Genomic DNA, 21,342 nt, shown 5'->3' on the forward strand with positions numbered 1-21,342 from the left:
CAAGCTTTATTTAATTAATTATTTAACTTCTGGTACTTTAGAAGCTTCACTTTTCTTTGGAGATTTATATCCATTCTTCTCCCAACTTGCTTCTTGATGTTTCTTAGCCATTAGCTTTCACCTCCATTATATTATTAGTATTCATTATCTATTTTTTAATTATTCTATATTCAATTTAATAAATTATTATTTCATAAAAAAATAAAGATATTATGTAGACAATCTTTCTTACATAATATCTTTATTATAAAACTTTAATTATTCTTCATCGTAAACTTCTAAATACTTTGTCTTTATACCATCTTTTTCCCAACCAAGTATAGAGTCTAAATTAACATTTTCAGCTGCCTTAAATATTGATTTTTCAACGCCATCAAAATTTTTCTTAAGCTCTTTTATTAATTCTTTTATCTCATATCTCTTATTTCCTATTTTCTCAGCTGCAACCATACATGCACAATTTAATGGCCAAATTCCTGCATTATTAGTAAATCTCTTTATATACTCTTCTTCTACATAATAAAGCGGTCTTATAAGCTCCATATCTTCAAAATTAGCTGCCTTAAATTTAGGAAGCATAGTTTTAAAATTACCTGCATAAAGCACATTTAATAATGTAGTTTCTATAACATCATTGTAATGATGTCCTAGTGCTAACTTGTTACATCCAAGTTCTCTTGCTTTACTATAAAGAGATCCTCTTCTCATTCTTGCACAAAGATAACATGGATAATCTCTTGCCATCTTATCTATAACTTCGAAAACTTTTCCCTCATATATATGTACTGGTATTCCAAGATGGTTACAATTCTCTATAAGTAATTCTTTTATTTGTGGATGATATCCTGGATCCATTGCTATAAATTCTAATTCAAAGTTCATTTGTCCATGTTTTTTAAGCTCTTGGAAACACTTAGCCATAAGTAGCGAATCTTTACCACCAGAAATAGCTACTGCAATCTTATCTCCCTCTTCTACAAGATTATAATCTTTGACAGCTCTTACAAACTTAGTCCAAATATGTTTTCTATATTTTTTAACAAGGCTACGCTCTATTTCTTCTAAAGGCTTTTTTTCTTCAGTAGGAATTAGTCTCTCGCAGCCTTTACCTGCTATACTACTCATTTTATCACCTCATTTAATAATCCTTTTCAATTATATCACTTTTTAAACTTATTGTCTTTACATAAATATGGAGTTAGCACAATTAAAAATGTAGAATGTACAATTAAAACTAAAGAAATTTTAAATTTCACATTCTACATTTCAATTATTAGAAAACTTTCCAACACCTATATATAATATTTTACTTTAATTAACTTATCAGTTCATTTATTTCTATATATGGATTCTTATATCTATTTTTCTTTACTGTACTTTTTCCTATATTTATAGCTTTTTTAGGGCATAAATTTATACATGCCATACAGTCTGTACAATTACCTTTCCAAGTTGGAATACTATTTTTCATTATAATATTATCTGCAGGACATGCCTTCTTACAAATTTCACATCCAATACAGTCACTATTAACATTAAAATTTTTATCCTTACTTTTATACACATTTTTCCACATTGAATAAAGGATCTTATTTAATCCAAATTTATAATTGCATTTTTTAATTTTTCTTTCTTTAATTTCATTAATAAAATCTTCTAAAATTTTTTCATTTTTCTCAATTGCTTCAATAGCTCTTTTTTCACTTGGATTTCTACCTGCTCTTATATAGTTAGAAATATATTTTATACATACAAAATTTGATAAAGTATTCGTATCTTTAATTATTTCATTTATATGGGCAAAGCTACTTTTTGCTTCTCCTCCACCAGATACCCCTACTGCAAAAACATAGGAATTTTTCTTTAATTTTAATTTACTTAATAATTCTAAAGTTATTATAGGTAAAGAACCAGAATGTATTGGATATATAAACCCAACTGTATCATCATCACAAATAAAATCATTATCTCTTAATGCTTTCGTCATAGATATTAATTCTACATATTCATCTAATGCTTCTTTTATTTTCTTTGAGACATATAAACTATTCCCAGTTGAAGAAAAATAATAAATTTTCATAAATAATCCCCTATCCTACTTTGTATAATCTATAAATAATTATAAAACTAATTGAGTAAATTTCTATTTTTCACTTTTAATAACTTGAGGATAATTAAAAACATTATATGGATCATATTGTTTTTTAATCTCTTTTAATCTTTTAATATTTTCTCCATAATATTCTTTTTCGTAATTATCTAATTCATCTAAAGGAAAATTAACAAAAGATCCTTCTGTTAGCCTTTCTATTGCTCTAAAGTTACTCTTAACCCATTCCTTATTTATATCTGCATATTCATCTTTTTCCCAAACGGATTGAATTCCCATTATAAACTTAGCATCCCTATAATAATATGCTGTATCTAATTTATTTACATCAGCAATTGCTCCTCCAGCTCCATAAAATGATATTGCAGTATAATATGATCCTTCTGTTGGATTATCTATTATTTCTATAAGTTTTTTTATTTCGTTATTATTATAGTCTCTATATACAAACCTTCCTGTTGACTTATACTTTTCATAATCAGGATGACTATCTTGAATCCATCTATTACATTCTAATATGCTCATATCCTCTACTTTAAGCTCAATTGAAGTTGTTATATCTTCTAAAGGTTTAAGTATTTCTCTTGCTTCATTGGAACTTCCATAAAATAATCCTGTAAGTTTAACTCCTCTTCCTCTTTCAGCTGAATTATATATTGCAGTTTTTAAATTCATTCTTCTATCTAAATTTTTATATAATTCTTGAAGAATCTCAATAACTTTAATATTATCTTCATTAGTAATATTAGGATAATTTATATTGATTAACGTGCCCATTTTAATTTTTTCTTTTAACTTTATAGTCATTGAAGTTATAATCCCAAAATTACATCCTCCACTACCTTTACAAGCCCAGAATAAATCACTATTTGATTGTTCATTAAGTATTAATTTTTTTCCTTCATAATTTATCATTTCAACTTCAAGTAAACTATCACATGCTAACCCTAGAAATCTGCTTGAATATCCCCAGCCACCACCAAGTACTAGACCTGCTACACCTACAGTTGGACATCCCCCTCCTGGAAATGCATAATTCCTACTTCCTAGCGATTCATATATTTCTCTATTTCTTACTCCACCTCCTATTTTTACAAAACCATTATTTTCATCTATATTAATTTCATCCATTTTACTTATATCTATAACAGCTACATCATTACCAGTTGAATATCCTTCATAACTATGTGCTCCAGATCTTACTCTTATTTCTATAGAATTCTTTCTAGCCCATAGTATTGCATTAATAACATCTTCATCATTATGGCAATATATAATTACTAATGGATATTTTTCAATAGCTCTATTCCAAGCTAATCTACTTTCTTCATATTCAAAACTTTCTTTGGTAATTATCTTGCCAGTTAATCCTGAATAATCAACATTTCTCATTTAATCACCTTCTGTATATTATTTTTATAACTTTTGTAAATTATTTTATATATAAGATGATAACATATCATTCCTTAAAATCAATAAAAAGAGTCATAATAAAATTCATTCATAATTATGATTTTTTCAATAATATAAATTATCAAAAAAAAATTTTAATATTTTTTCAAAGCTTTACTCTTCTTAGGCAAATTACGAATTAATATAATTCTCATTTTGGTCTTAATTTTACTTGAACACACTTCTAAAATATTCAACATTATTTATTAAATATCTTTATTTTCCATCTAATATATCTACAAATATTTAACTATTTTTAAATCCTTTTTATTTTTTATTTATTTTTTATCACATTTCTACTTTTTTCTACATAGTTTATAAATATAGATGATAAATGAAAGGATGTTAATTTATGTACTATCGTAAAGATGATGATTGTGAAAAATGTAATGATTGTGTAAAAGACCCTAGCAAGATTTATTGTGATATATCTTGTCCAGATACAAGTAAAAACTGTCGTGAATCATATAAGGTTTTTAATCCCCCTGTATATGCTAAGGCATTTATTGCACTTCAACCATATGAAAATTTATTTAATATAGAGGATGCATTTGCTGCTGGAACAATATTTAAAGACTTATATAGTCCTTATTGTGATGTTCAATATATTAAAGGAGGACATAGATAATGAGACGTGAAGACTACCTAGAAAAAATACAAAAATTACAATTTTTTGTTGTGGATTTAAATTTATATTTAGATAATTTTCCTGATTGTGAAAAAGCAAAACATGATTATGAAGTGATATCTTGTGAACTAAAAAAGACAATTTGGGAATATGAAAAACAATATGGTCCATTAACCAACTTTGGTTCTTCTTACTTCCAAAATCCTGAAGCTTGGGTTAATAGTCCATGGCCTTGGGAAAACATGAAAGGAGGAAAAAATTAATGTGGTATTATGTTAAAACATTAGAACACCCTGTAAACTTAAAATCAACAGACTTAAAAATGGCTAAGGTTCTTATAACTCAATATGGTGGCCCAGATGGAGAACTTAGTGCTGCTCTTAGATATTTAAATCAAAGATATTCAATGCCTACAAATAAATCTAAAGCACTATTAACTGACATAGGAACAGAAGAGATGGCTCACGTAGAAATAATAGCTACAATGGCTCATCAAATTATGGAAAATGCATCAATAGAGCAAATTAAAGCTGCTGGCATGGATGGTCATTATGCTGATCATGGAAAAGCTACTTTCTACACTGATGCTACTGGAAATCCTTGGACTGCTACTTATATCCAAGCTAAAGGTGATGTAATTGCAGATTTGCATGAAAATATGGCAGCTGAACAAAAAGCTAGAGCAACTTATGAATGGTTAATGAACTTGACAGATGATGCTGAAATAAAAAAAATATTAGGATTCCTAAGAGAAAGAGAAGTTGTGCACTATCAAAGATTTGGTGAAGCTTTAATGGATGTACAAGATAATACTAATCTTACAGACTTTTGTAAAGAAAAATAGTATCAGGACTACCTTAAAAGGTAGTCCCTTATTTTTAACTCATTTATTAATTAAGGTATTATGCGAGTTCTATCCCTAGGAATAAGCGATGCCTCTCTAACATTTTCTAAATTTAATAATTGAGATGTAATTCTTTCTAATCCTATTGCTAATCCTCCATGCTTTGGCATTCCATATTTAAATATATCTGTATAGCTTTCATAATTTTTGGGATTTAATCCTTTGCTTTTTATACTTTTTATCAACATATTATAGTCATTAATTCTCTGTCCGCCTGTTGTTATTTCAACACCTTTAAAAAGTAAATCAAAACTTCTAGTTCCATTTTCTTCAAAAGGCATTGTATACATCGGTCTCTTACTCCTTGGATAATTTGTTAAAAAGATAAAGTCACATCCATACTTTTCTTGTGCATATTTACATATTAGTTTTTCTCCTTCTGGGTCTAAATCTCCATTTAAATCTTTCTTAGCATATACATTTTTTAATATTTCTATTGCCTCATTAAGTTCAATTCTCGGTATACTATCTCCTATTTTAGGCAAATTAACATTTAATATTTCTAAATATTTTCTTCCTTTTTCTTCTACAGTCTTTAATATAAACTTTATTAATTCTTCCTCTAAGTTCATTATTTCAAACTCATCATCAATAAATCCCATTTCCAAATCCATGCTTATATATTCATTCAAATGTCTACTTGTATTATGCTGCTCAGCTCTATATACATGAGCAACTTCAAAAACCCTTTCAAATCCAGCTCCTACCATCATTTGCTTATAAAACTGAGGACTTTGCGCAAGATAAGCAGTTTTTTCAAAATACTCTAATTTAAACACTTCTGTTCCACCTTCTGCTCCTTCAGCAACTATTTTAGGTGTAAATATTTCTGTAAATCCTCTATTTATTAAAAATTCTCTGAAGCTTTGAACCATTATATTTTGTATTTTAAATATAGAATTAACTTTTTCATGTCTTATACTAATTGCTCTATTGTTTAATATAGTGTCTAAATTTAGATCTAACTCTTTTTTGTTTATTTCTATTGGAAGTTCCTGTGCTTCACTTATTATTTGAAATTTTTCAACTAATATTTCAAATGGATTTAGCGAATTATTACTATCTTTAGCTATTCCAATGATTGATACTACAGATTCAAGTTTTAATGAGTTTAAATCAATTTTATTATTTTCTATAACACATTGTACCAATCCAGATCTATCTCTTATTATCAAAAAAGTTATTGATTTTAACTTTCTTATTCTATATAACCATCCTTCTATTTTAATTTCTTTTTCTATAAAATTAGGAATATCATTAATTAATACTCTTTTCATATCTACTTTCCTTTCACTATTTTATAATTATTTTTATAGTTTAAACCTATTAATCTTAATTAGTTATTGATAAAAAAATAGCCCCTTGAACAAAGTATGCTCAAGGGGCGATAAAACTTCGCGGTGCCACCCTTTTTTAACTTTATAAATATAAAATTAACTTTAACTTTAAGAAGTACATTTAAAGCGGGCCCACCTTAAATAAAAAAAGCCTCCACTCCATATAGGAGCGAAGGCTATGTTCACGGTACCATCCTAATTTAACTTAATTAAATAATTAAAAAGTTATCTCTATCTATTAACGCTAGAACACGTCTTACTCTACTTAATTTCAAGTAAGCATCTCAAAGATGTCTTTCGATATCAATTTCTCATGAAGCTCTCACCATCCTTCACTCGCTGAAGATACTCTTTAAATATCTACTCTTCTTTTCATCGATTTTTTCTTTTAATTTATATTATTCCCTTAATGAGTAAATGTCAATATAAATTACAAAAACTATTAAGAATATATTCAAATCCTTTTACTAATAATAAAATTGGAGGTGATACATCATGACTTCAAAAGAATTATTATATATTGAAGATGCCTTAGGACATGTACAATTCATGCAAACAAAGTGCCAAGAAACTGCATCAAAAATTCAAGATGCAGAGTTAAAAAATCTAGTAACTCAACTAGAAGCTAAGCATAAAGAATTGTTTGGAAAATTATATTCATTATTATAAAAGGAGGGTTGTAGTATGGATGATAAAAATTTAATGGAAAATATTTTATTACTCACAAAAGGTGCTGCTGATTTATATTTACATGGAACAATTGAATCTTCAACTGAAAATGTATATCAAACCTTTGATGATTTATTATGTGAAACATTAAAAATACAACATGAAATTTATAAAAAAATGGAAGCTAAAGGCTGGTATCAAACAGAACAAGTAGATGCTCAAAAAATTCAACAAACAAAACAAAAATATACTATGCAATAACATATTAAGAGAGATGCTAAGTAAAATTAACGTCTCTCTTTATCTTAGATAGTATTATCAATTAAATTAAATAACCTACTATTTTTATATTCTAATTATTAATTTTATAATAAACTTCTGTAACTAATCATCTACTATTTTCTTTCAAAACTCATAAATCTGCTTCATTGGAATTAAAGAATCCACTATCCCCTTATGCTAACAATTCCTATTCTATACCTAATAATTTTATTTCACACTTCCCTATTAGAAAATTAAAAAGTTAAATAATATATTGACATAGAGTCTTGGTGATTATAATGAAAAACTGATTCCCTCTTCGATACAATCAAAGCTTCAGCTGGCATAATAGGCTGTTTATTATTACTCAATTACTACCACTATTTTCACTTGATTTCAATTCACTAATAGCTTTAAGTACTGCATCTACTATATCTGGAGATGTTGTTAAAGGTTTTTCTTCTAAATCTAAAGATGCGTCATTTAATGCTTTGGTCGCTGATTTAATTTCTTCAATATTTGAATTATCATTGTTCATTATATTTACCGCATTAACATATGCTTCTTTAAATAATATCCATGTTTCTTCTGTATAATCTTTTTCTACCTTATCTTTATTATTTTCAATACTTGTCTGCAAGTCATTTTTATCTAGTGGAGAGTTTGCTTCAGGTGAAAGGACCTTAAAATAATCCAGATTTACTTGATATTTACCAGAACGCTCTTTAGAAGTTAGCTTAATAGTATGCTCACCATTTTGTAAGTTTTTAAATGATGCAAGTAGTGATTGTCCTTCATCATTTCCTTCTAAAGAATAATTAGCTTTTTCTCCACCATCAATAGAAATATCAAAACTAGCAAAATTAGTATGCTTGTGAACATAAACATCTATTCCAGTTCCATTAAATGTGTACTCAATACTACTGCCTATTGTCCCAGCTCCAAGCCCTGTTTCAGTCTTAGTAACACCATGATGTTTAGTTGGTTCTCCTTCCCATGTTGACCAAGTGCCTGTCCATATAAACTGAGAATTTTTTGTCCACCCATTGTTGTTTACAGCATCTTCTACAATAGTTTCACTTATTGATGTTGGTATAGCAATTTTAACGTCGATTGAATTTTTTATTTCTTCATTTTCTTTAGATATAGCAGTAACCTTAACTACTCCATTCTTTGAATTTATAGTTAACAATCCATTTTCATCAATAGTCGCAAGATTAGTTGCATTTCCTAAACTATCCGTAACCTTCCATGATACTTCTTTATTAGATGCATCTATAGGCGTAACATTAGCCAACATTTGTAATCTGCTATTAGCTTTGCTTAATGTTTTTATACCTGAATCCGAGAATATATCAATCCCCGTTACAGTTGTTGCTAAATTATCTATAACTTTAAATGCATCTAGTTCTACTTTAGCCCTACTTGCATTAGGATTTTTTGTTGCAGTTGCCCTAAGCTTAATTGTATGCTTTCCCTTTTTTAAATCATTAATAGTATATATAACCTTTTTTCTTTCTGTAGATGGGCTATAAGTATCTACTTCGCCTTTGCTAGCACCGTCTATAAACACTTCATATTTACCTCTATCTGCGTTAGTTACTACAAGCACTTCTATTCCTGTGCCTACAAAAGTTAATTCGGCTGTTTCATTTCCAGTTGGATTCTCTAAAAACTTTACTGTACCTGCATAATTAGCTGATTCAGACCAGTTTCCCCAATTCCCTACATAAGTTATACGAGGGTCTTGATCATCAATATATCCTGCCATGTTTCTTAAATCTTTAACACCTACTTCATCTGATAGCTTAGTTTCAATTCCATCAATAACTGCTGAAATACTATATTTGAATGTTCCTAAAATGTCCTTAGCATTTTCATCTGTTAAAAATGTACCTTCTATATTATTACCAACTAGTACTAAATCTCCCTTATCTATTTGACGATACACATTATAAGTTACATTTTCTCCTTCTACATCATTCCATTCTAGATCAATAACTTCATCACTTATTCTATAAGCACTTAATTTAGTTGGTGCATCTAATTTTGAAGTTGGAATATTAGTTATTATATAAGTTTCACCTTTAACTGTATCAAAAGATATTTTTTCATTTTCTAAAGCTCTATAATTAATCAAATTTCCTTTAGAATCTTTAACAATTGATAATCCTATATTTTCATATTTTCCAATAAATTCTCCACCATTATTTGAAGTTATAGAAAACTTAGTAGCTTGGTTATCTTTCCATTCTATACCAACTTCAAAATTTCCTCTAGCAACCAATCCAGATACAGAACCATCTATCCATTTATCAGGCATAGCAGCCATAAAATTGACATATCCCATATTACTTTGCATAAGCATTTCAGCTACTCCTGAAGTCATACCAAAGTTTCCATCAATTTGGAATGGTGCATGGGTGTCCCAAAGATTTGTAAGAATACCACGCTTAAATAATGTACGAATTAAACTGTATGCACGATTTCCATCTCCTACCCTTGCCCATGTATTAATTCTTTGTCCCATTGCCCAACCAGTACTTTGATCGCCACGATCATTTAGTGATACAATAGCTGCTTGAAGTAACTCCGGAGTTTCTACAGAAATTAAATCCCCTGGGAATAAACCTAAAAGATGAGACATATGTCTATGTCCTTTTTGCCCCATACTTCCTAATGTTGTTTCTTCATACCATTCTTTTATTTGACCACTATCACCAATTTCAATAGGACCCTTTAAATTTCTTTGTATATCTTCCCATTTTTCAATCTTCTCTGGATCTTCATCTACTAACTTAGCCGCTGTTATAACATCTTCGTACATTTGCCAAATTAAAGATTGTTCATAAGTATTCCCATTAGTTCTTGGTCCATGTTCTGGAGAATATGCTGGTGAACAAACTAATTTACCTGTTTCTGGATCTTCGATTAACATTTGCTCATATAAAATAGCCTCTTCCTTTAACATTGGATAAATTTTAGTTTTCATAAATTCTACATCGCCAGTGTACTCATAGTATTCCCAAACATTTTGTAAAATCCAAGGTACTGCTGCTGGAGACCCCCCCAGTCAAAGCTCCAACCTGGCGCGGTCCATCCAAATGGCGTATTTTGTGTATGAGCCATAAATCCATTTTCTTTATTTTCATCAGTACTTTTTATATTTGCATAAATTTCTGCTGTAACACGACCTGGTTCTCTTAATGATTCTATATAATCAATTAATGGCAAAGCTGTTTCCGCCATATTTGTTGAGTATGATGGCCAATAGTTCATTTGAAGATTAACATTCATATGATAATCTGAATGCCATGGAGAGTTGTTTCCCCCTGCCCATATTCCTTGTAAATTAGATGGTAATGATCCATCACGTGAGGAAGCTATTGATAAATATCTTCCATATTGGAATAACATAACCTCAAGATCTCTTTGTTCAGTTTCTGGTGCAGTGCCATCATTATATTTCTTCAATAATTTATCAGTAGTCATACTTGATGGTGTTTGACCTAAATCTAAATCTACTCTTGAAAATATACCTTGATAATCTGATAAGTGCGACTCTATAAGAGCATCATATCCCTTTTTGCTTGCCTCTACAATATTTTTATTAACTCTAGCCTCTAGATCTTCATCAGATTCTCCTGTTCTATATTTAGGATAGTCATTTTTATAATCTGTTCCTATTGAAGTTATTATAATAACTTCATCAGCATCTTTTACATTTACCTTTCCATCTGCTAAATCAGTAATTATACCACCACTATTTATCACTTTAGTCTGAGAGCTAAACTTCATTTGATTATCATCTAACTCACCAGAAATAGTGATTAATCCATCTTTTGCAGTTTTATCAAATGTCCTACTATATCCATTATTTGTATTAGGCCCTCCACCTCTAGTATTATCTGGCTCTACTCTAACATCTAAAGATAATTTTCCTTTTTCACTAGCAGAGAGCTTTGTAACCATAACGTTATCAGGATAACTCATAAAATATTCCCTTCTGTAGTTAACATTATTATAATCATAATTAACGCTTGAAATTGCAGTATATAAATCTAAATCTCTCACATAATTTTTTACATTGTCAGCTTTTATATTATCTTTAAAATCTAAATACATGTTTCCGTAACTTAAAAAATAACCATATCCTTTTGTTCCTGCGTCGTCACTAACTCCTGTTAATTTATTGCATAAACTATTAGCTGTAGCTATATCCCCTCTAGCAAATGCATCTTGAATGGCCTTCATTATTGGAACATCTACCCCATCAACTTTAACGGTTGCATTAGATTCTATGTTTCCCCCATTATAATTAGGTCTACTTTCACTTGGTCCACCTGACCAAAGTGTTTTTTCATTTAATTGTACTCTTTCATACTCTACTCCACCAAATATACTTGCCCCCATATGTCCATTTCCTATAGGTAATGACCATTTCTCCCAACCATTATAGCTATCCTCTGCTGGAGCATCATACCATAACCTCAACTTATTATTATTTGTAACTTTGCTGTCATTTACTTTATTATCTAATGCAAATATAGTTCTACCAGTAGATAATAGCATTGATAAGGTTAGTATTGCTGATATTATCCTTTTTTTCCTTTTCATTTTTATCCTCCTTAAAATTAAAGACGTCCTGAACTATATTTTTGCTTATATTTCAAGACGTCTTTATACTTAATAAATTACTTTTATACTATTGTTTTTTCTTTTTTAACATAAATGCACCTAATAATGAAACTATTGTTCCAAATAGTCCTACTGCTGCTGGTGAAGTTCCTCCTGTAGCTGGTAATCCGTTATTGCTGTTATTACTGTTATTGCTGTTATTGTTGCTATTATTATTGGTACCGCCGCTATTATTATTTCCCCAATTACTACCACTATTTTCACTTGATTTTAAATCACTAATAGCTTTAGTTAATTTATCTGTTATGTCGTTAACTTCCTCTTGAGTAGCATCTTCCTTAACTAAAATACCATTAGCATCTTTTAAAACACTTATGAAATTCTCCCAACTCTCCTTTGTATAATCTTCTTCCTTTAGAGCTTCTGCTATTACTATTGATTTCTTTAATTCCTCTTTATTTACTTCTACTGGTTTTTCATCATCCACTTTTTCTAATTCTTTAATAGCCTTTTCTAAAGAAGCTTTTATGTTATTTACTTCTTCTTGTGTTGCATCTTCTTTAGCTAAAATTGCTTTCGCTTCTGCTAAGATATCTACAAAGATTCCCCAACTTTTTGCTGTATAATCTTTTTCTTTTAATCCTTCTGACTCAGTTATTAAATTAGATAATTCTGTTTTATCCACTGCTTCTGGAGTTTCTCCTCCATTCCCAACTTTTATAGTCACAACATTAGAGGATACAGATTTCCCTTCAACTGTTACTTTAGCTGCTAAAGTAGACTCTCCATCTTTTAATCCCTTAATTTTTCCATTTTCTATTGCAATAACATTCTCATCTGAAATAACATATTCAACTGTTGCTTTTGATAAATCTACTTTTTTTCCATTAGACATAAGTGCATTGACATCAAAATCAACAGATAAATCTACTGGCAATTCATTTACACTTGTATTTAGATTTACATTCTTTATTACTGAATCAGATTCTTCTTTAATTTCTGAGACATAAATATCATCTAAAATAATCTCTTTAAATCCATTACCTTTATCTAAAGATATATAGTAATCATTTACATCTCCAGTAGTAAATTCCTTTACTATTGGCTTAGCATTAATATATTCTCCTGTTTCAACACCAGTATCCTCTAATGGGATATTTAATAATGTTCCTTGTGATAACGATTTAACATTAATAGAATATCCAGGTGCTGCATCTGCAAGTGAATATAAGAATCCAAGCTCATATTTAGTATTAGGCTCTAACTTTAATGTTGATGAATCTGTTACTATCATTTCCCCTACTTCGCCTTGTTGTTGATTACTCTTTAATGAGAATCTTCCATTAATAACCCAGCTCATTTTTTGTCTTCCATATAAATCTTTTTCTGCTAAGTGAGTTCTATTCGAAGTTCCTCTGTCTGGTGCTAAGAAGAATGGTGTTATTCCTTCATCAACATTTTCAAAATCTTCATAGAATACATATCCATCTTTATTTGTATGACCAGGATGCTGCCAAATTCTAAAATCGTCAATTAATACTAGATTTTCACCTTCCCCTGCTTCTATATAAATAATGGCTTTATCTATATTTTTAGGCACTGTAAATTCTACTTCCATTCTAACGTAAGTATCATCTAACCATTTAACACCTTCTCCTTGTCTTACTCTTCCACCTCGATTAATAGTGTTATTAAAACTCTCATCCCCTACGTCTACACCTAAAAGAACTTCTCTATTACCACTATTCTTTACCCAAGCAGAAATTGAATAAGTTTTTCCAGTTTCTAATCCACTTATTTCTTGGCTTATTTTCCCTTGCTTTTCTCCAATAGAAACTATATCATTTCCTTTTCTTCTATTTTCAGTTTCATTAACAAAAGTTATATGATCTGTTTCACCATTTTCTGATTCTTTAGTCCAGTAATTCCAACTTTGAGAATCAAATCCAGGATCATTTATTTTACTGCCTTCACCCCATGAATCTATTCTATCTTCTGAAACTTCTCCCTTAGTTACTATATATGGAGTATTTTGTTTAACATCTAAAGTTACTTTTCCATTGACAACATTTATACTTTTAACTTTAGTTCTACCTAAATCAGATAATTCATAAATCTCAACATTCTTTAAATTCCCCCAACTTTCAGGTAGTTCCCACTCCGAAGTAGTACCCATTGGATTCCAATGATAAATTTTCTCATCTTCTTCAACTGGATCCCAAGGTAAAAATAAAGTAGTCTTTCCTTCTCCAATTGAATTAATTGTATCTTCTGGAGTTGTTGCAACTAACCTACCCTCTTTATAGTAATTTATATCATTTCCTTCTCTTACTGCCCTTAGTCCTTCATTAAAAATAACTTCATCTTCTGTCATTTTCATTATATCGAAATGTTGCATATACTTAGTTGGTAAAACTTGATTATAGAACCTTTCTACTCCATTCACTCCTTCTATTGAGTGATTATTTCCCCATCCACTTGATAATAAATGCTTACTTCCCTTTAATAACGGATTTGATAAGAAACCATCCTTAGTACTATTTCTTATAAATCTTAAAATATCACTTGTTCCACCTTGATTTGGATATGCTGGATCTGAACCCCAGTGATTCCAAATTACATGTTCTTCTAAAGGACTATGAAATTCAGTAGCTACTGGATAACCTATATCATTAAGTTTTTCTCCAAGTTGATGAGCATTCCATCCATTTCCTGTATAAACATCAACATAAACCCATCCTAAATCTGGTACATCTTTTTTTAATTCATCTAATCTTTCAAACAACTTACCAGTTACAATATCAGCTCTTTGATCAACATAGTAAGATTGATCAAGCCATCCCCAACCAGGTGCCTTTTCATTTACTATTCCATCTGGATACTTAAAAGCATCTAGTTGATACTCTGTTGCATTTATATGGACACCAAATTTTGCATTATACTTAGCACCTTCATTTATTAATGTATTAAAATCTTCAACGCCTCCTTGTCTAATCCCTATATGTCCGCCATAATCTGGGATAGAATCATCATGTCCTTCAGCTTGATATCCTTTTTCAAGTACCATTTGTCCAAATCCATCTGTATAATTATATAATTTCTTTACAGTATCTAAAGTTCTTAAAAATGGACTTTGAGTATATCCAATATTGAACGCTATATAGGAAAGGCTATCTTTAATCATATCTCCTCCCATAGGTGCTTCAACATTATTTCTATATTCTATAGCTGCATCTTGCCAATCTATTGTTTCATCTGAATTCATATCCTTTGTTATCATGACTTCTGTCCATAATGTATCTTCGGCATAAATTTCTACTTCTGAGTCTAACACCTCTCTATAAGTCCATTCTCCTGTTCCCATTGCAGTAGACTTATATCCATTTTTATTTTGAGTATCTAGTATTATTCTACTTGAATATTCAATTACATTATTATTCATTGTTATAGCAAAATTATCGTTATTTATAAATGCATATGTTTTATTTTTTAATGATGGTTCTAAATCTTCAACTGTACTTATCTCATCAGTTATTTGATGCCATGCTCCTGTAGATAAAACTCCTGCTATTGCTCCACCTTCATTACTCTTAACTGTTGCAAAACTATTATTAGGTAAGTATATTTTCTTTACTTTAAAGTCACCATTTTCTTTTATATCTGTTATCTCCATTCTTATCTTGTTATCATTTACAGATACTTGCATAGTTAATGTAACTCCTATTTCGTCAATAGCCAAAGTATACGTAGCTACATTATTCTCAATATTGAATGAAACCTTTGGAGAATATTTTTCATTATTTATTTGAATTTTATTATATCTATCTTCTTGACCTATTAACTTTGAATTATCTCCTTTCCACACATAATCTACTATTCTTGGAAAGGTATTATCTAAATTAACTTTTATTTTATCTGATTCTATACTCTGAACTTGAACCTCTGGTAACTCTTCTTCAATTTCTGTGGTAATTTCTTCAACTTTTATATTATCTAATGTTACGGTTTTATTACCAAACCATCCTACTAGACCTATTTTACCTGCATTACTAGGTATACTTCCTGTTGTTGTACTTCCTAATAATTCATTATTTATCCATAAAGTAATAGTATTATCTTCAACTTTCAATTTTAATTTATAATTTTTATTTGCTTCAAGTTTAGTTGAACCTGGAAATGCTCCCCAACTCTCTTGTCCATTTTTAGCAGATTTCCATACCCATGAACCTGAATCGTAACATAATGCTCCCCAATTATTTACATCTTGAACTCTAAACCCTAATCCAATTCTTCCAGTATCATTATTTACACTAAAGTCTGTCTCATAAGTAAAATTCTTAATATTAGGAGACTTGTTATCATATGCTAAAGAAACTCTATTCATTGGAATCTTCACAGATCCATCTGATACAGTTACTGCTATCCCTATTGGTTTTAATACTTTCCAGTCCCCACTTGTTTCTGATGTATCAAAATCTGCTGAGTAAGATATTTTCTCTCTTACAGTTATATTTGCAATTGCTTTAGGAGCTTCTTCTGATGCACCCCTTATTGTTCCTTGAACTGTAAAGTTCCCAGCACTTTCATAACTACTTGGATCAACATAATCCCAAATAACTACCTCTTCAGCAGTTGTTCCATCTTCATATGTTACAGTAGTTGTATAAGGTAACTGTGGCTTAGCTTTAACTAAAGTTTCAATATCTATTGGTTTTACACTTGTTATATCATTTTTAACTTCATCATCAAGTGTCTTAATTTTTAAATAGTCAACTGTTATATCTTTACTATCAAACCAAGTTCTAAACCCAAATTTTCCTGCTTCTTGTGGAAAATTATTTATTGATACAATATCATTAAATATTTCTTGCCCATTAACCGTCAATGTTAAAGTATTTCTCTTAACTTTCACTTTCATAGTAACCCATTGTCCACTTTCTAATTTGGGACCTGCTATATCATCTTTCCAAGCGGTAGGTGATTCTATTAACCATCCTGTTCCTGTATTGTATCCTACAAAGCCATAACTATTAACACCTTTCCCTCTAAATACAAGACCAAACCTTCCTGGTAATTCCCCCTCTTTAGCTTCAAACTTAAATCTTGTTTCTGCTTCAAAATCTTTTAAATCTGGAGATTGATCTTCAATGAAAACCAAGTTATTACCCTTACTATCATCTCTTTTTATTGTTAAAGCACCTTTTGAACCCCCTTCAGTAAAATCAAAAACTTCTTTAATTTCACCATCCCCTGCAAGTCTTGTCCAAGAGTTACTATCATAGTCACTATACTCTTGATTGTACACAAAGGAGTCATTTACCTGTTTGATGTTGCCTACTTGCGTAGTATTAGTTGTTTCAGCTAAAGCCGATACTGGAATTTGACCAACTGCAACTGCAGCTGCTATTATAAAAGCAATACTTTTATTAATTGATTTTTTTCTCATAATATCCCCTCCACCTTTTGTATACATTTACAATTATATTTTAATATATAATACAATTTAATAATTTAGTAAAATTGGTAATTTTTTTTAATAATATTGCTATTTTAAATATCTATGTTAAAATATTGTTCTCAATAAATTAACTTATATATTCGAATAAAAAAATAAAAAGAGGTATATTAAATATATCTCTTTTTATTTTATAGTATTAATCAATAATATTAATTTAATAATTCTAAAACTTTATTGGTATAACCACATTATTTACACTTTTCTACTTTCGTCTTTTCTTTTTGGCTATTCTTTTACCTAATTATTATATCACGCAATTCTAGATATAATTTGAATCACTATCAAATGTACAGGATAGAACATATAAAACATCCATTTTGTAAATTTATTTTTTAATCCCAACTTACCATTGTATAATAAAATTAATGGTAATGAAAATACCATCATCCATTGGTAATCAAACAGCATAAGTTGCTCATATGCATCTTGTCCAAAAAATGCTGTAATAACAGGCAAAATAGAAAAAGCTATGTACGAAATTGATAATAAACCTTTTCTATTTCTGAAGAAATAAAATATTAATGTCATGAAAAATCCATAAAAAGATGATTCCGTAAACATATATGCAACACCTAAAAATATTACTATAATTGTTGTTACAATGTAAGCCTTTTTATTATTCACTGCCTTGCCATACTCTAATACTAACAAAATCAAAATTGAAAGAGCTAAAGATAAAAATATATTATTACTTATTCCTAATAAATTATCTAGTCCTATCATTATCAATCCAAATAGAGATAAACGACCTAAATATTTCATTCTACTTTTAGTATGAAAGAATCCCTCTATTATAAGATAGAAAAATATAGGAGCTGAAAGCTTTCCTAAATAGCCAAACCAAATTGGGATATCATAAGCTCCACCTAAATATGTATATATATGATCCATAAGCATTGTAACAATAGCTATAATTTTTAATGTAAAAGAACTAAATATCTTCATTAACTTAACCTCCCTAATTTCATAAAACTATTGTACCTATGATTTATATTTCTATCTATTTATATTCCTTTCATTTACCTTACATTATTGTAAGACAGTAAAATACCACTAGTCTTCATCCTAGTGGTATCAAAATTAATTCATTGTGTTTTCTTTATGACCGCATTCTTCACATTTAAAATATTTCTTTCCATATTGATTATTATCATATGCATAATCAAATTCCTTCATAGTTTCTCCACAAATTGGACAAATCTTATCTGTAGTATTTTTCAATAGACTCCCTCCTCTAACTATCTACTATCTTTTATTTTGTTAATAATTAATTATATATAAACTTAATTTATTGTACATATTAATTTTATTATATACATATATTCTTTATAAATAACCTATATTTACTATTTTTTATTATATTTATATCTTTATATTTAAATTATACAAATTATGGATTATAATGAATATAAAGTATATTTAAGGAGGTTATTAATATATCTAAATTATTTAAAAATAAAGCTATGATTACCATAACAATTATTTTAATCTTAGTAATTATAGCTATATCATCATTTTTTTATTATAAAGAACGTTCATCTGGTAACATAAATGCTAAATCAAATATATCTGAAATTGAAAAAATAAATAAAGAAATTTCTAAAGAAACAAGTATTGAAATCAAGGCTGATGAATATTATCCTATTGAAAAAGTTTATGATATACTTCATAGAATGAGTAATACAAAAATAATTGCAGAAGATAATCAAATTTGGGGAAGAATATCTATGGACCCTAAATATATTGCATCATTAAAAAGCTTAATAGAAAGAGTTGATTATGAAGATAAAGATTACATGTTAGAAGTGCTTTCTAGATGGGAAAATAACGATTTTTCGAAAGCTGTTGAGGAACATAATTACTTTTGGAAAAAGCTTGGTGGAACTATCGGAAAAGCAATTTCTTTAAAAGAATAGCAAATTGTTATACACTTATTTATAAAAATAGTACAAGTTATAAACTCTTGTACTATTTTTATATTTAGGTTTTAAAATAGCTTATCATATATCCATTTATTAAAATATCCTTAATCTTTTCCATTTTAACCCTCTTATTTGCATATTTTGATTTATATATTTATTTTAAATCTCTATTAAATCATAATCAATTAAAAAGCTATTTTTATAACTAACCCAAAGGACTTTACTCCTTTATAGAATTAAATATAGTTTTATTAAAGATTAAATCTCATTATCGGATAAATACTTTTATTTTCAAAGGGGCTCGCGTTTCGCGAGCCCCTTTAAAAGTTAGTAAAATTAACAACTTAAAATACTTTCATATGTAATATTTTCATATAATTATATATGCAATAAATTTAAAATTTTGGTGTTTTCAGTAAAATTTAATCAGGTAATTGATTCTTATATTGCTCATTACTTATTTTCTCAATTTCTTCAACATAAGTATTATCATCGTAATCATATTCATATTGTGGTGCATTTCTTATTTCATTAAACCTTCCAACAGATTGATAACTATCTTCTTCATCAAATCCTATTTCATCTTTATCCCCGTATCTTGATTTATGACCAAATGGATTTCCAATTACAGTTTCTTCTACTACTCTTTGATTAGAATTATAAGTTTTTATTGTACTAACAACATCTTGACAGTCAATACAATTTAATGCATAAGGTAAAAACTCTAACCTCTCCTTATCTATCTCTTTTCCACAGTTCTGACATTTACCATAACTTCCTTCATCAATGGCTTTTAAAGCATCATCTATCTTATCTAGTAATGCCCTTTCATTAGCTTCTAGTGCTCTACCTTTTTCAACTTCAAAGGTTTCACTAGCTATATCAGAAGGATGATTATCATAAAATGATAATTCACTTGCAACCTCTGCATTAAATCTAGTCATTCCATTATCATCTAATTGCTCAATTAGATCATTAATTCTCTTTTTCTCTTGATTAAGTTTATTTTTATAATATATTAATTCATCTTTATTCATATAAATCATCCTTTCAAAATAGTATATAATTATATTCTTCCTTAAAGATTTTTTTTAATAAACTTATTTAAAGAAATTATTTGTAATAATACCATAAATAATAAAAAACAGAAATTAAAAATTTCTGTTTTTTATTGTTTTCCAATATTATGTCCACAACTCATTATTTAATGTTGTATTAACCACAATTTTTTCATCTATTTCTTTAATTTCGAGGGTAATTAATCTTAAATCTTTTCCACTTAATTTATCATAAGCAACAACGGTATTACTTATATCTTTATAGGTATAAGTTAGAATTAGATTACACCTGTTATTTACTTTCTGTGTATATAATGATACTTCTCTAGATTCATTACTTTTAAGTTTTTTTATCACTTCTTTATGATTACCATTCCACTCACCATCATGTGTTAATTTTATATTAGTTATAATATCATTAGTTAGGTTCTTAACAACAACTTTTTGCATTATGTCTTGCATTATAAACATATTTACCAACTCCTTTAATATAATATTTATTTAATTTAATTACCTTCACATATTTTTCTTATTTTCACTCCTGCAAATAATTGATAAAATCCTTATTTCAAAGTAACTTTTTGTGATATTATATGAGATTCCACTGTACCATAAAAAGGTACCTTTTCTCTCTTTAATATTTCTTTCTTTAATATTTCATTTTTTAATATTTCTCTATCATTATTATATTTTCTAACATCAATTCTTTCCTTTAAATAAGTAATCATATTATACTTATTATTGAAATCCAATAATTATATAATAAATACTAATGTTTAAATTATATCACCATTGTAATTTAATGTATAGGAACCCATATAATTACTATTAACTTTAATATCTAT

The 21,342-nt window shown here is 28.6% G+C and carries 18 protein-coding genes and 1 other annotated feature; of the genes, 6 read left to right on the forward strand and 12 right to left on the reverse strand.

What is annotated here, in order from left to right; translation table 11 throughout:
- Positions 1-258: 258 nt before the first annotated feature.
- The 3 genes from NSA50_RS04140 to NSA50_RS04150 form a co-directional block, all read right to left on the reverse strand.
- Positions 259-1,125, reverse strand: a complete 867-nt coding sequence (locus NSA50_RS04140; RefSeq protein ID WP_195429307.1) for a tRNA 2-thiocytidine biosynthesis TtcA family protein — start codon at positions 1,123-1,125, stop codon at positions 259-261.
- A 190-nt stretch (positions 1,126-1,315) separates the two neighbouring features.
- Complete coding sequence (locus NSA50_RS04145) at positions 1,316-2,080, reverse strand: EFR1 family ferrodoxin (RefSeq protein ID WP_195264910.1); 765 nt, start codon at positions 2,078-2,080, stop codon at positions 1,316-1,318.
- Positions 2,081-2,143: 63 nt separating this feature from the next.
- Positions 2,144-3,502, reverse strand: a complete 1,359-nt coding sequence (locus NSA50_RS04150; RefSeq protein WP_257443203.1) for an FAD-binding oxidoreductase — start codon at positions 3,500-3,502, stop codon at positions 2,144-2,146.
- 412 nt (positions 3,503-3,914) lie between these two features.
- Here NSA50_RS04150 and NSA50_RS04155 point away from each other — a divergent pair, with 412 nt between their 5' ends.
- The 3 genes from NSA50_RS04155 to NSA50_RS04165 are packed head-to-tail and all read left to right on the forward strand — an operon-like array spanning position 3,915 to position 5,034.
- Positions 3,915-4,190, forward strand: a complete 276-nt coding sequence (locus NSA50_RS04155) for a spore coat associated protein CotJA (RefSeq protein WP_195264914.1) — start codon at positions 3,915-3,917, stop codon at positions 4,188-4,190.
- Complete coding sequence (locus tag NSA50_RS04160) at positions 4,190-4,453, forward strand: spore coat protein CotJB (RefSeq protein WP_195264916.1); 264 nt, start codon at positions 4,190-4,192, stop codon at positions 4,451-4,453. The genes NSA50_RS04155 and NSA50_RS04160 overlap by 1 nt, the downstream gene beginning before the upstream one ends.
- Positions 4,453-5,034 carry a manganese catalase family protein gene (locus tag NSA50_RS04165; protein WP_195264918.1) on the forward strand — a complete coding sequence of 194 codons (582 nt, stop codon included), beginning with the start codon at positions 4,453-4,455 and terminating at the stop codon, positions 5,032-5,034. Before NSA50_RS04160 ends, NSA50_RS04165 begins: the two co-directional genes overlap by 1 nt.
- Positions 5,035-5,084: 50 nt before the next feature.
- Here the strand turns inward: NSA50_RS04165 and aspS are convergent, their stop codons facing one another.
- Positions 5,085-6,371 (reverse strand): aspartate--tRNA(Asn) ligase, encoded by a 1,287-nt coding sequence (gene aspS, locus NSA50_RS04170; protein ID WP_257443206.1) that lies wholly within the window; start codon positions 6,369-6,371, stop codon positions 5,085-5,087.
- A 222-nt stretch (positions 6,372-6,593) separates the two neighbouring features.
- Positions 6,594-6,816 (reverse strand) — a binding site (T-box leader).
- Positions 6,817-6,926: 110 nt separating this feature from the next.
- Between aspS and NSA50_RS04175 the strand changes: the two genes are divergently transcribed.
- The gene (locus NSA50_RS04175) at positions 6,927-7,100 is read left to right on the forward strand and encodes a hypothetical protein (protein WP_195264922.1); all 174 of its coding nucleotides are present in this window, start codon (positions 6,927-6,929) and stop codon (positions 7,098-7,100) included.
- Positions 7,101-7,115: 15 nt separating this feature from the next.
- Positions 7,116-7,361, forward strand: a complete 246-nt coding sequence (locus NSA50_RS04180) for a spore coat protein (RefSeq protein ID WP_195264924.1) — start codon at positions 7,116-7,118, stop codon at positions 7,359-7,361.
- A 367-nt stretch (positions 7,362-7,728) separates the two neighbouring features.
- Here the strand turns inward: NSA50_RS04180 and NSA50_RS04185 are convergent, their stop codons facing one another.
- From NSA50_RS04185 to NSA50_RS04205, 5 genes are all read right to left on the reverse strand, one after another.
- Complete coding sequence (locus NSA50_RS04185; RefSeq protein WP_374940964.1) at positions 7,729-10,434, reverse strand: glycosyl hydrolase family 95 catalytic domain-containing protein; 2,706 nt, start codon at positions 10,432-10,434, stop codon at positions 7,729-7,731.
- Positions 10,359-11,978, reverse strand: a complete 1,620-nt coding sequence (locus NSA50_RS04190) for a glycoside hydrolase family 95 protein (protein WP_257443209.1) — start codon at positions 11,976-11,978, stop codon at positions 10,359-10,361. The genes NSA50_RS04185 and NSA50_RS04190 overlap by 76 nt, the downstream gene beginning before the upstream one ends.
- An 88-nt stretch (positions 11,979-12,066) precedes the next feature.
- Complete coding sequence (locus NSA50_RS04195) at positions 12,067-17,445, reverse strand: endo-alpha-N-acetylgalactosaminidase family protein (RefSeq protein ID WP_257443210.1); 5,379 nt, start codon at positions 17,443-17,445, stop codon at positions 12,067-12,069.
- 321 nt (positions 17,446-17,766) lie between these two features.
- The gene (locus NSA50_RS04200) at positions 17,767-18,462 is read right to left on the reverse strand and encodes a conjugal transfer protein TraX (protein WP_257443211.1); all 696 of its coding nucleotides are present in this window, start codon (positions 18,460-18,462) and stop codon (positions 17,767-17,769) included.
- Between the two features lie 135 nt (positions 18,463-18,597).
- The gene (locus tag NSA50_RS04205; protein ID WP_195264933.1) at positions 18,598-18,738 is read right to left on the reverse strand and encodes a hypothetical protein; all 141 of its coding nucleotides are present in this window, start codon (positions 18,736-18,738) and stop codon (positions 18,598-18,600) included.
- Between the two features lie 242 nt (positions 18,739-18,980).
- Between NSA50_RS04205 and NSA50_RS04210 the strand changes: the two genes are divergently transcribed.
- Positions 18,981-19,433, forward strand: a complete 453-nt coding sequence (locus NSA50_RS04210) for a DUF6241 domain-containing protein (RefSeq protein ID WP_257443212.1) — start codon at positions 18,981-18,983, stop codon at positions 19,431-19,433.
- A gap of 428 nt (positions 19,434-19,861) precedes the next feature.
- On the opposite strand, the gene NSA50_RS04215 is transcribed toward NSA50_RS04210, so the two are convergent.
- From NSA50_RS04215 to NSA50_RS04225, 3 genes are all read right to left on the reverse strand, one after another.
- Positions 19,862-20,476, reverse strand: a complete 615-nt coding sequence (locus NSA50_RS04215) for a TraR/DksA C4-type zinc finger protein (RefSeq protein WP_195265414.1) — start codon at positions 20,474-20,476, stop codon at positions 19,862-19,864.
- Between the two features lie 147 nt (positions 20,477-20,623).
- The gene (locus tag NSA50_RS04220) at positions 20,624-20,968 is read right to left on the reverse strand and encodes a hypothetical protein (protein ID WP_195265408.1); all 345 of its coding nucleotides are present in this window, start codon (positions 20,966-20,968) and stop codon (positions 20,624-20,626) included.
- Positions 20,969-21,060: 92 nt separating this feature from the next.
- Positions 21,061-21,249 carry a hypothetical protein gene (locus tag NSA50_RS04225; RefSeq protein WP_257443214.1) on the reverse strand — a complete coding sequence of 63 codons (189 nt, stop codon included), beginning with the start codon at positions 21,247-21,249 and terminating at the stop codon, positions 21,061-21,063.
- Positions 21,250-21,342: the final 93 nt, after the last annotated feature.

Source organism: Clostridium mucosae (genome assembly GCF_024622765.1).
GTDB lineage: Bacteria > Bacillota > Clostridia > Clostridiales > Clostridiaceae > Clostridium.

Excerpts from the sequence above, each read along its gene's own strand:
- NSA50_RS04140 (WP_195429307.1), bottom strand. The coding sequence starts at position 1,125 with ATGAGTAGTATAGCAGGTAAAGGCTGCGAGAGACTAATTCCTACTGAA.
- NSA50_RS04145 (WP_195264910.1), bottom strand. The coding sequence starts at position 2,080 with ATGAAAATTTATTATTTTTCTTCAACTGGGAATAGTTTATATGTCTCA.
- NSA50_RS04150 (WP_257443203.1), bottom strand. The coding sequence starts at position 3,502 with ATGAGAAATGTTGATTATTCAGGATTAACTGGCAAGATAATTACCAAA.
- NSA50_RS04155 (WP_195264914.1), top strand. The coding sequence starts at position 3,915 with ATGTACTATCGTAAAGATGATGATTGTGAAAAATGTAATGATTGTGTA.
- NSA50_RS04160 (WP_195264916.1), top strand. The coding sequence starts at position 4,190 with ATGAGACGTGAAGACTACCTAGAAAAAATACAAAAATTACAATTTTTT.
- NSA50_RS04165 (WP_195264918.1), top strand. The coding sequence starts at position 4,453 with ATGTGGTATTATGTTAAAACATTAGAACACCCTGTAAACTTAAAATCA.
- aspS (WP_257443206.1), bottom strand. The coding sequence starts at position 6,371 with ATGAAAAGAGTATTAATTAATGATATTCCTAATTTTATAGAAAAAGAA.
- NSA50_RS04175 (WP_195264922.1), top strand. The coding sequence starts at position 6,927 with ATGACTTCAAAAGAATTATTATATATTGAAGATGCCTTAGGACATGTA.
- NSA50_RS04180 (WP_195264924.1), top strand. The coding sequence starts at position 7,116 with ATGGATGATAAAAATTTAATGGAAAATATTTTATTACTCACAAAAGGT.
- NSA50_RS04190 (WP_257443209.1), bottom strand. The coding sequence starts at position 11,978 with ATGAAAAGGAAAAAAAGGATAATATCAGCAATACTAACCTTATCAATG.
- NSA50_RS04195 (WP_257443210.1), bottom strand. The coding sequence starts at position 17,445 with ATGAGAAAAAAATCAATTAATAAAAGTATTGCTTTTATAATAGCAGCT.
- NSA50_RS04200 (WP_257443211.1), bottom strand. The coding sequence starts at position 18,462 with ATGAAGATATTTAGTTCTTTTACATTAAAAATTATAGCTATTGTTACA.
- NSA50_RS04210 (WP_257443212.1), top strand. The coding sequence starts at position 18,981 with ATGATTACCATAACAATTATTTTAATCTTAGTAATTATAGCTATATCA.
- NSA50_RS04215 (WP_195265414.1), bottom strand. The coding sequence starts at position 20,476 with ATGAATAAAGATGAATTAATATATTATAAAAATAAACTTAATCAAGAG.
- NSA50_RS04220 (WP_195265408.1), bottom strand. The coding sequence starts at position 20,968 with ATGTTTATAATGCAAGACATAATGCAAAAAGTTGTTGTTAAGAACCTA.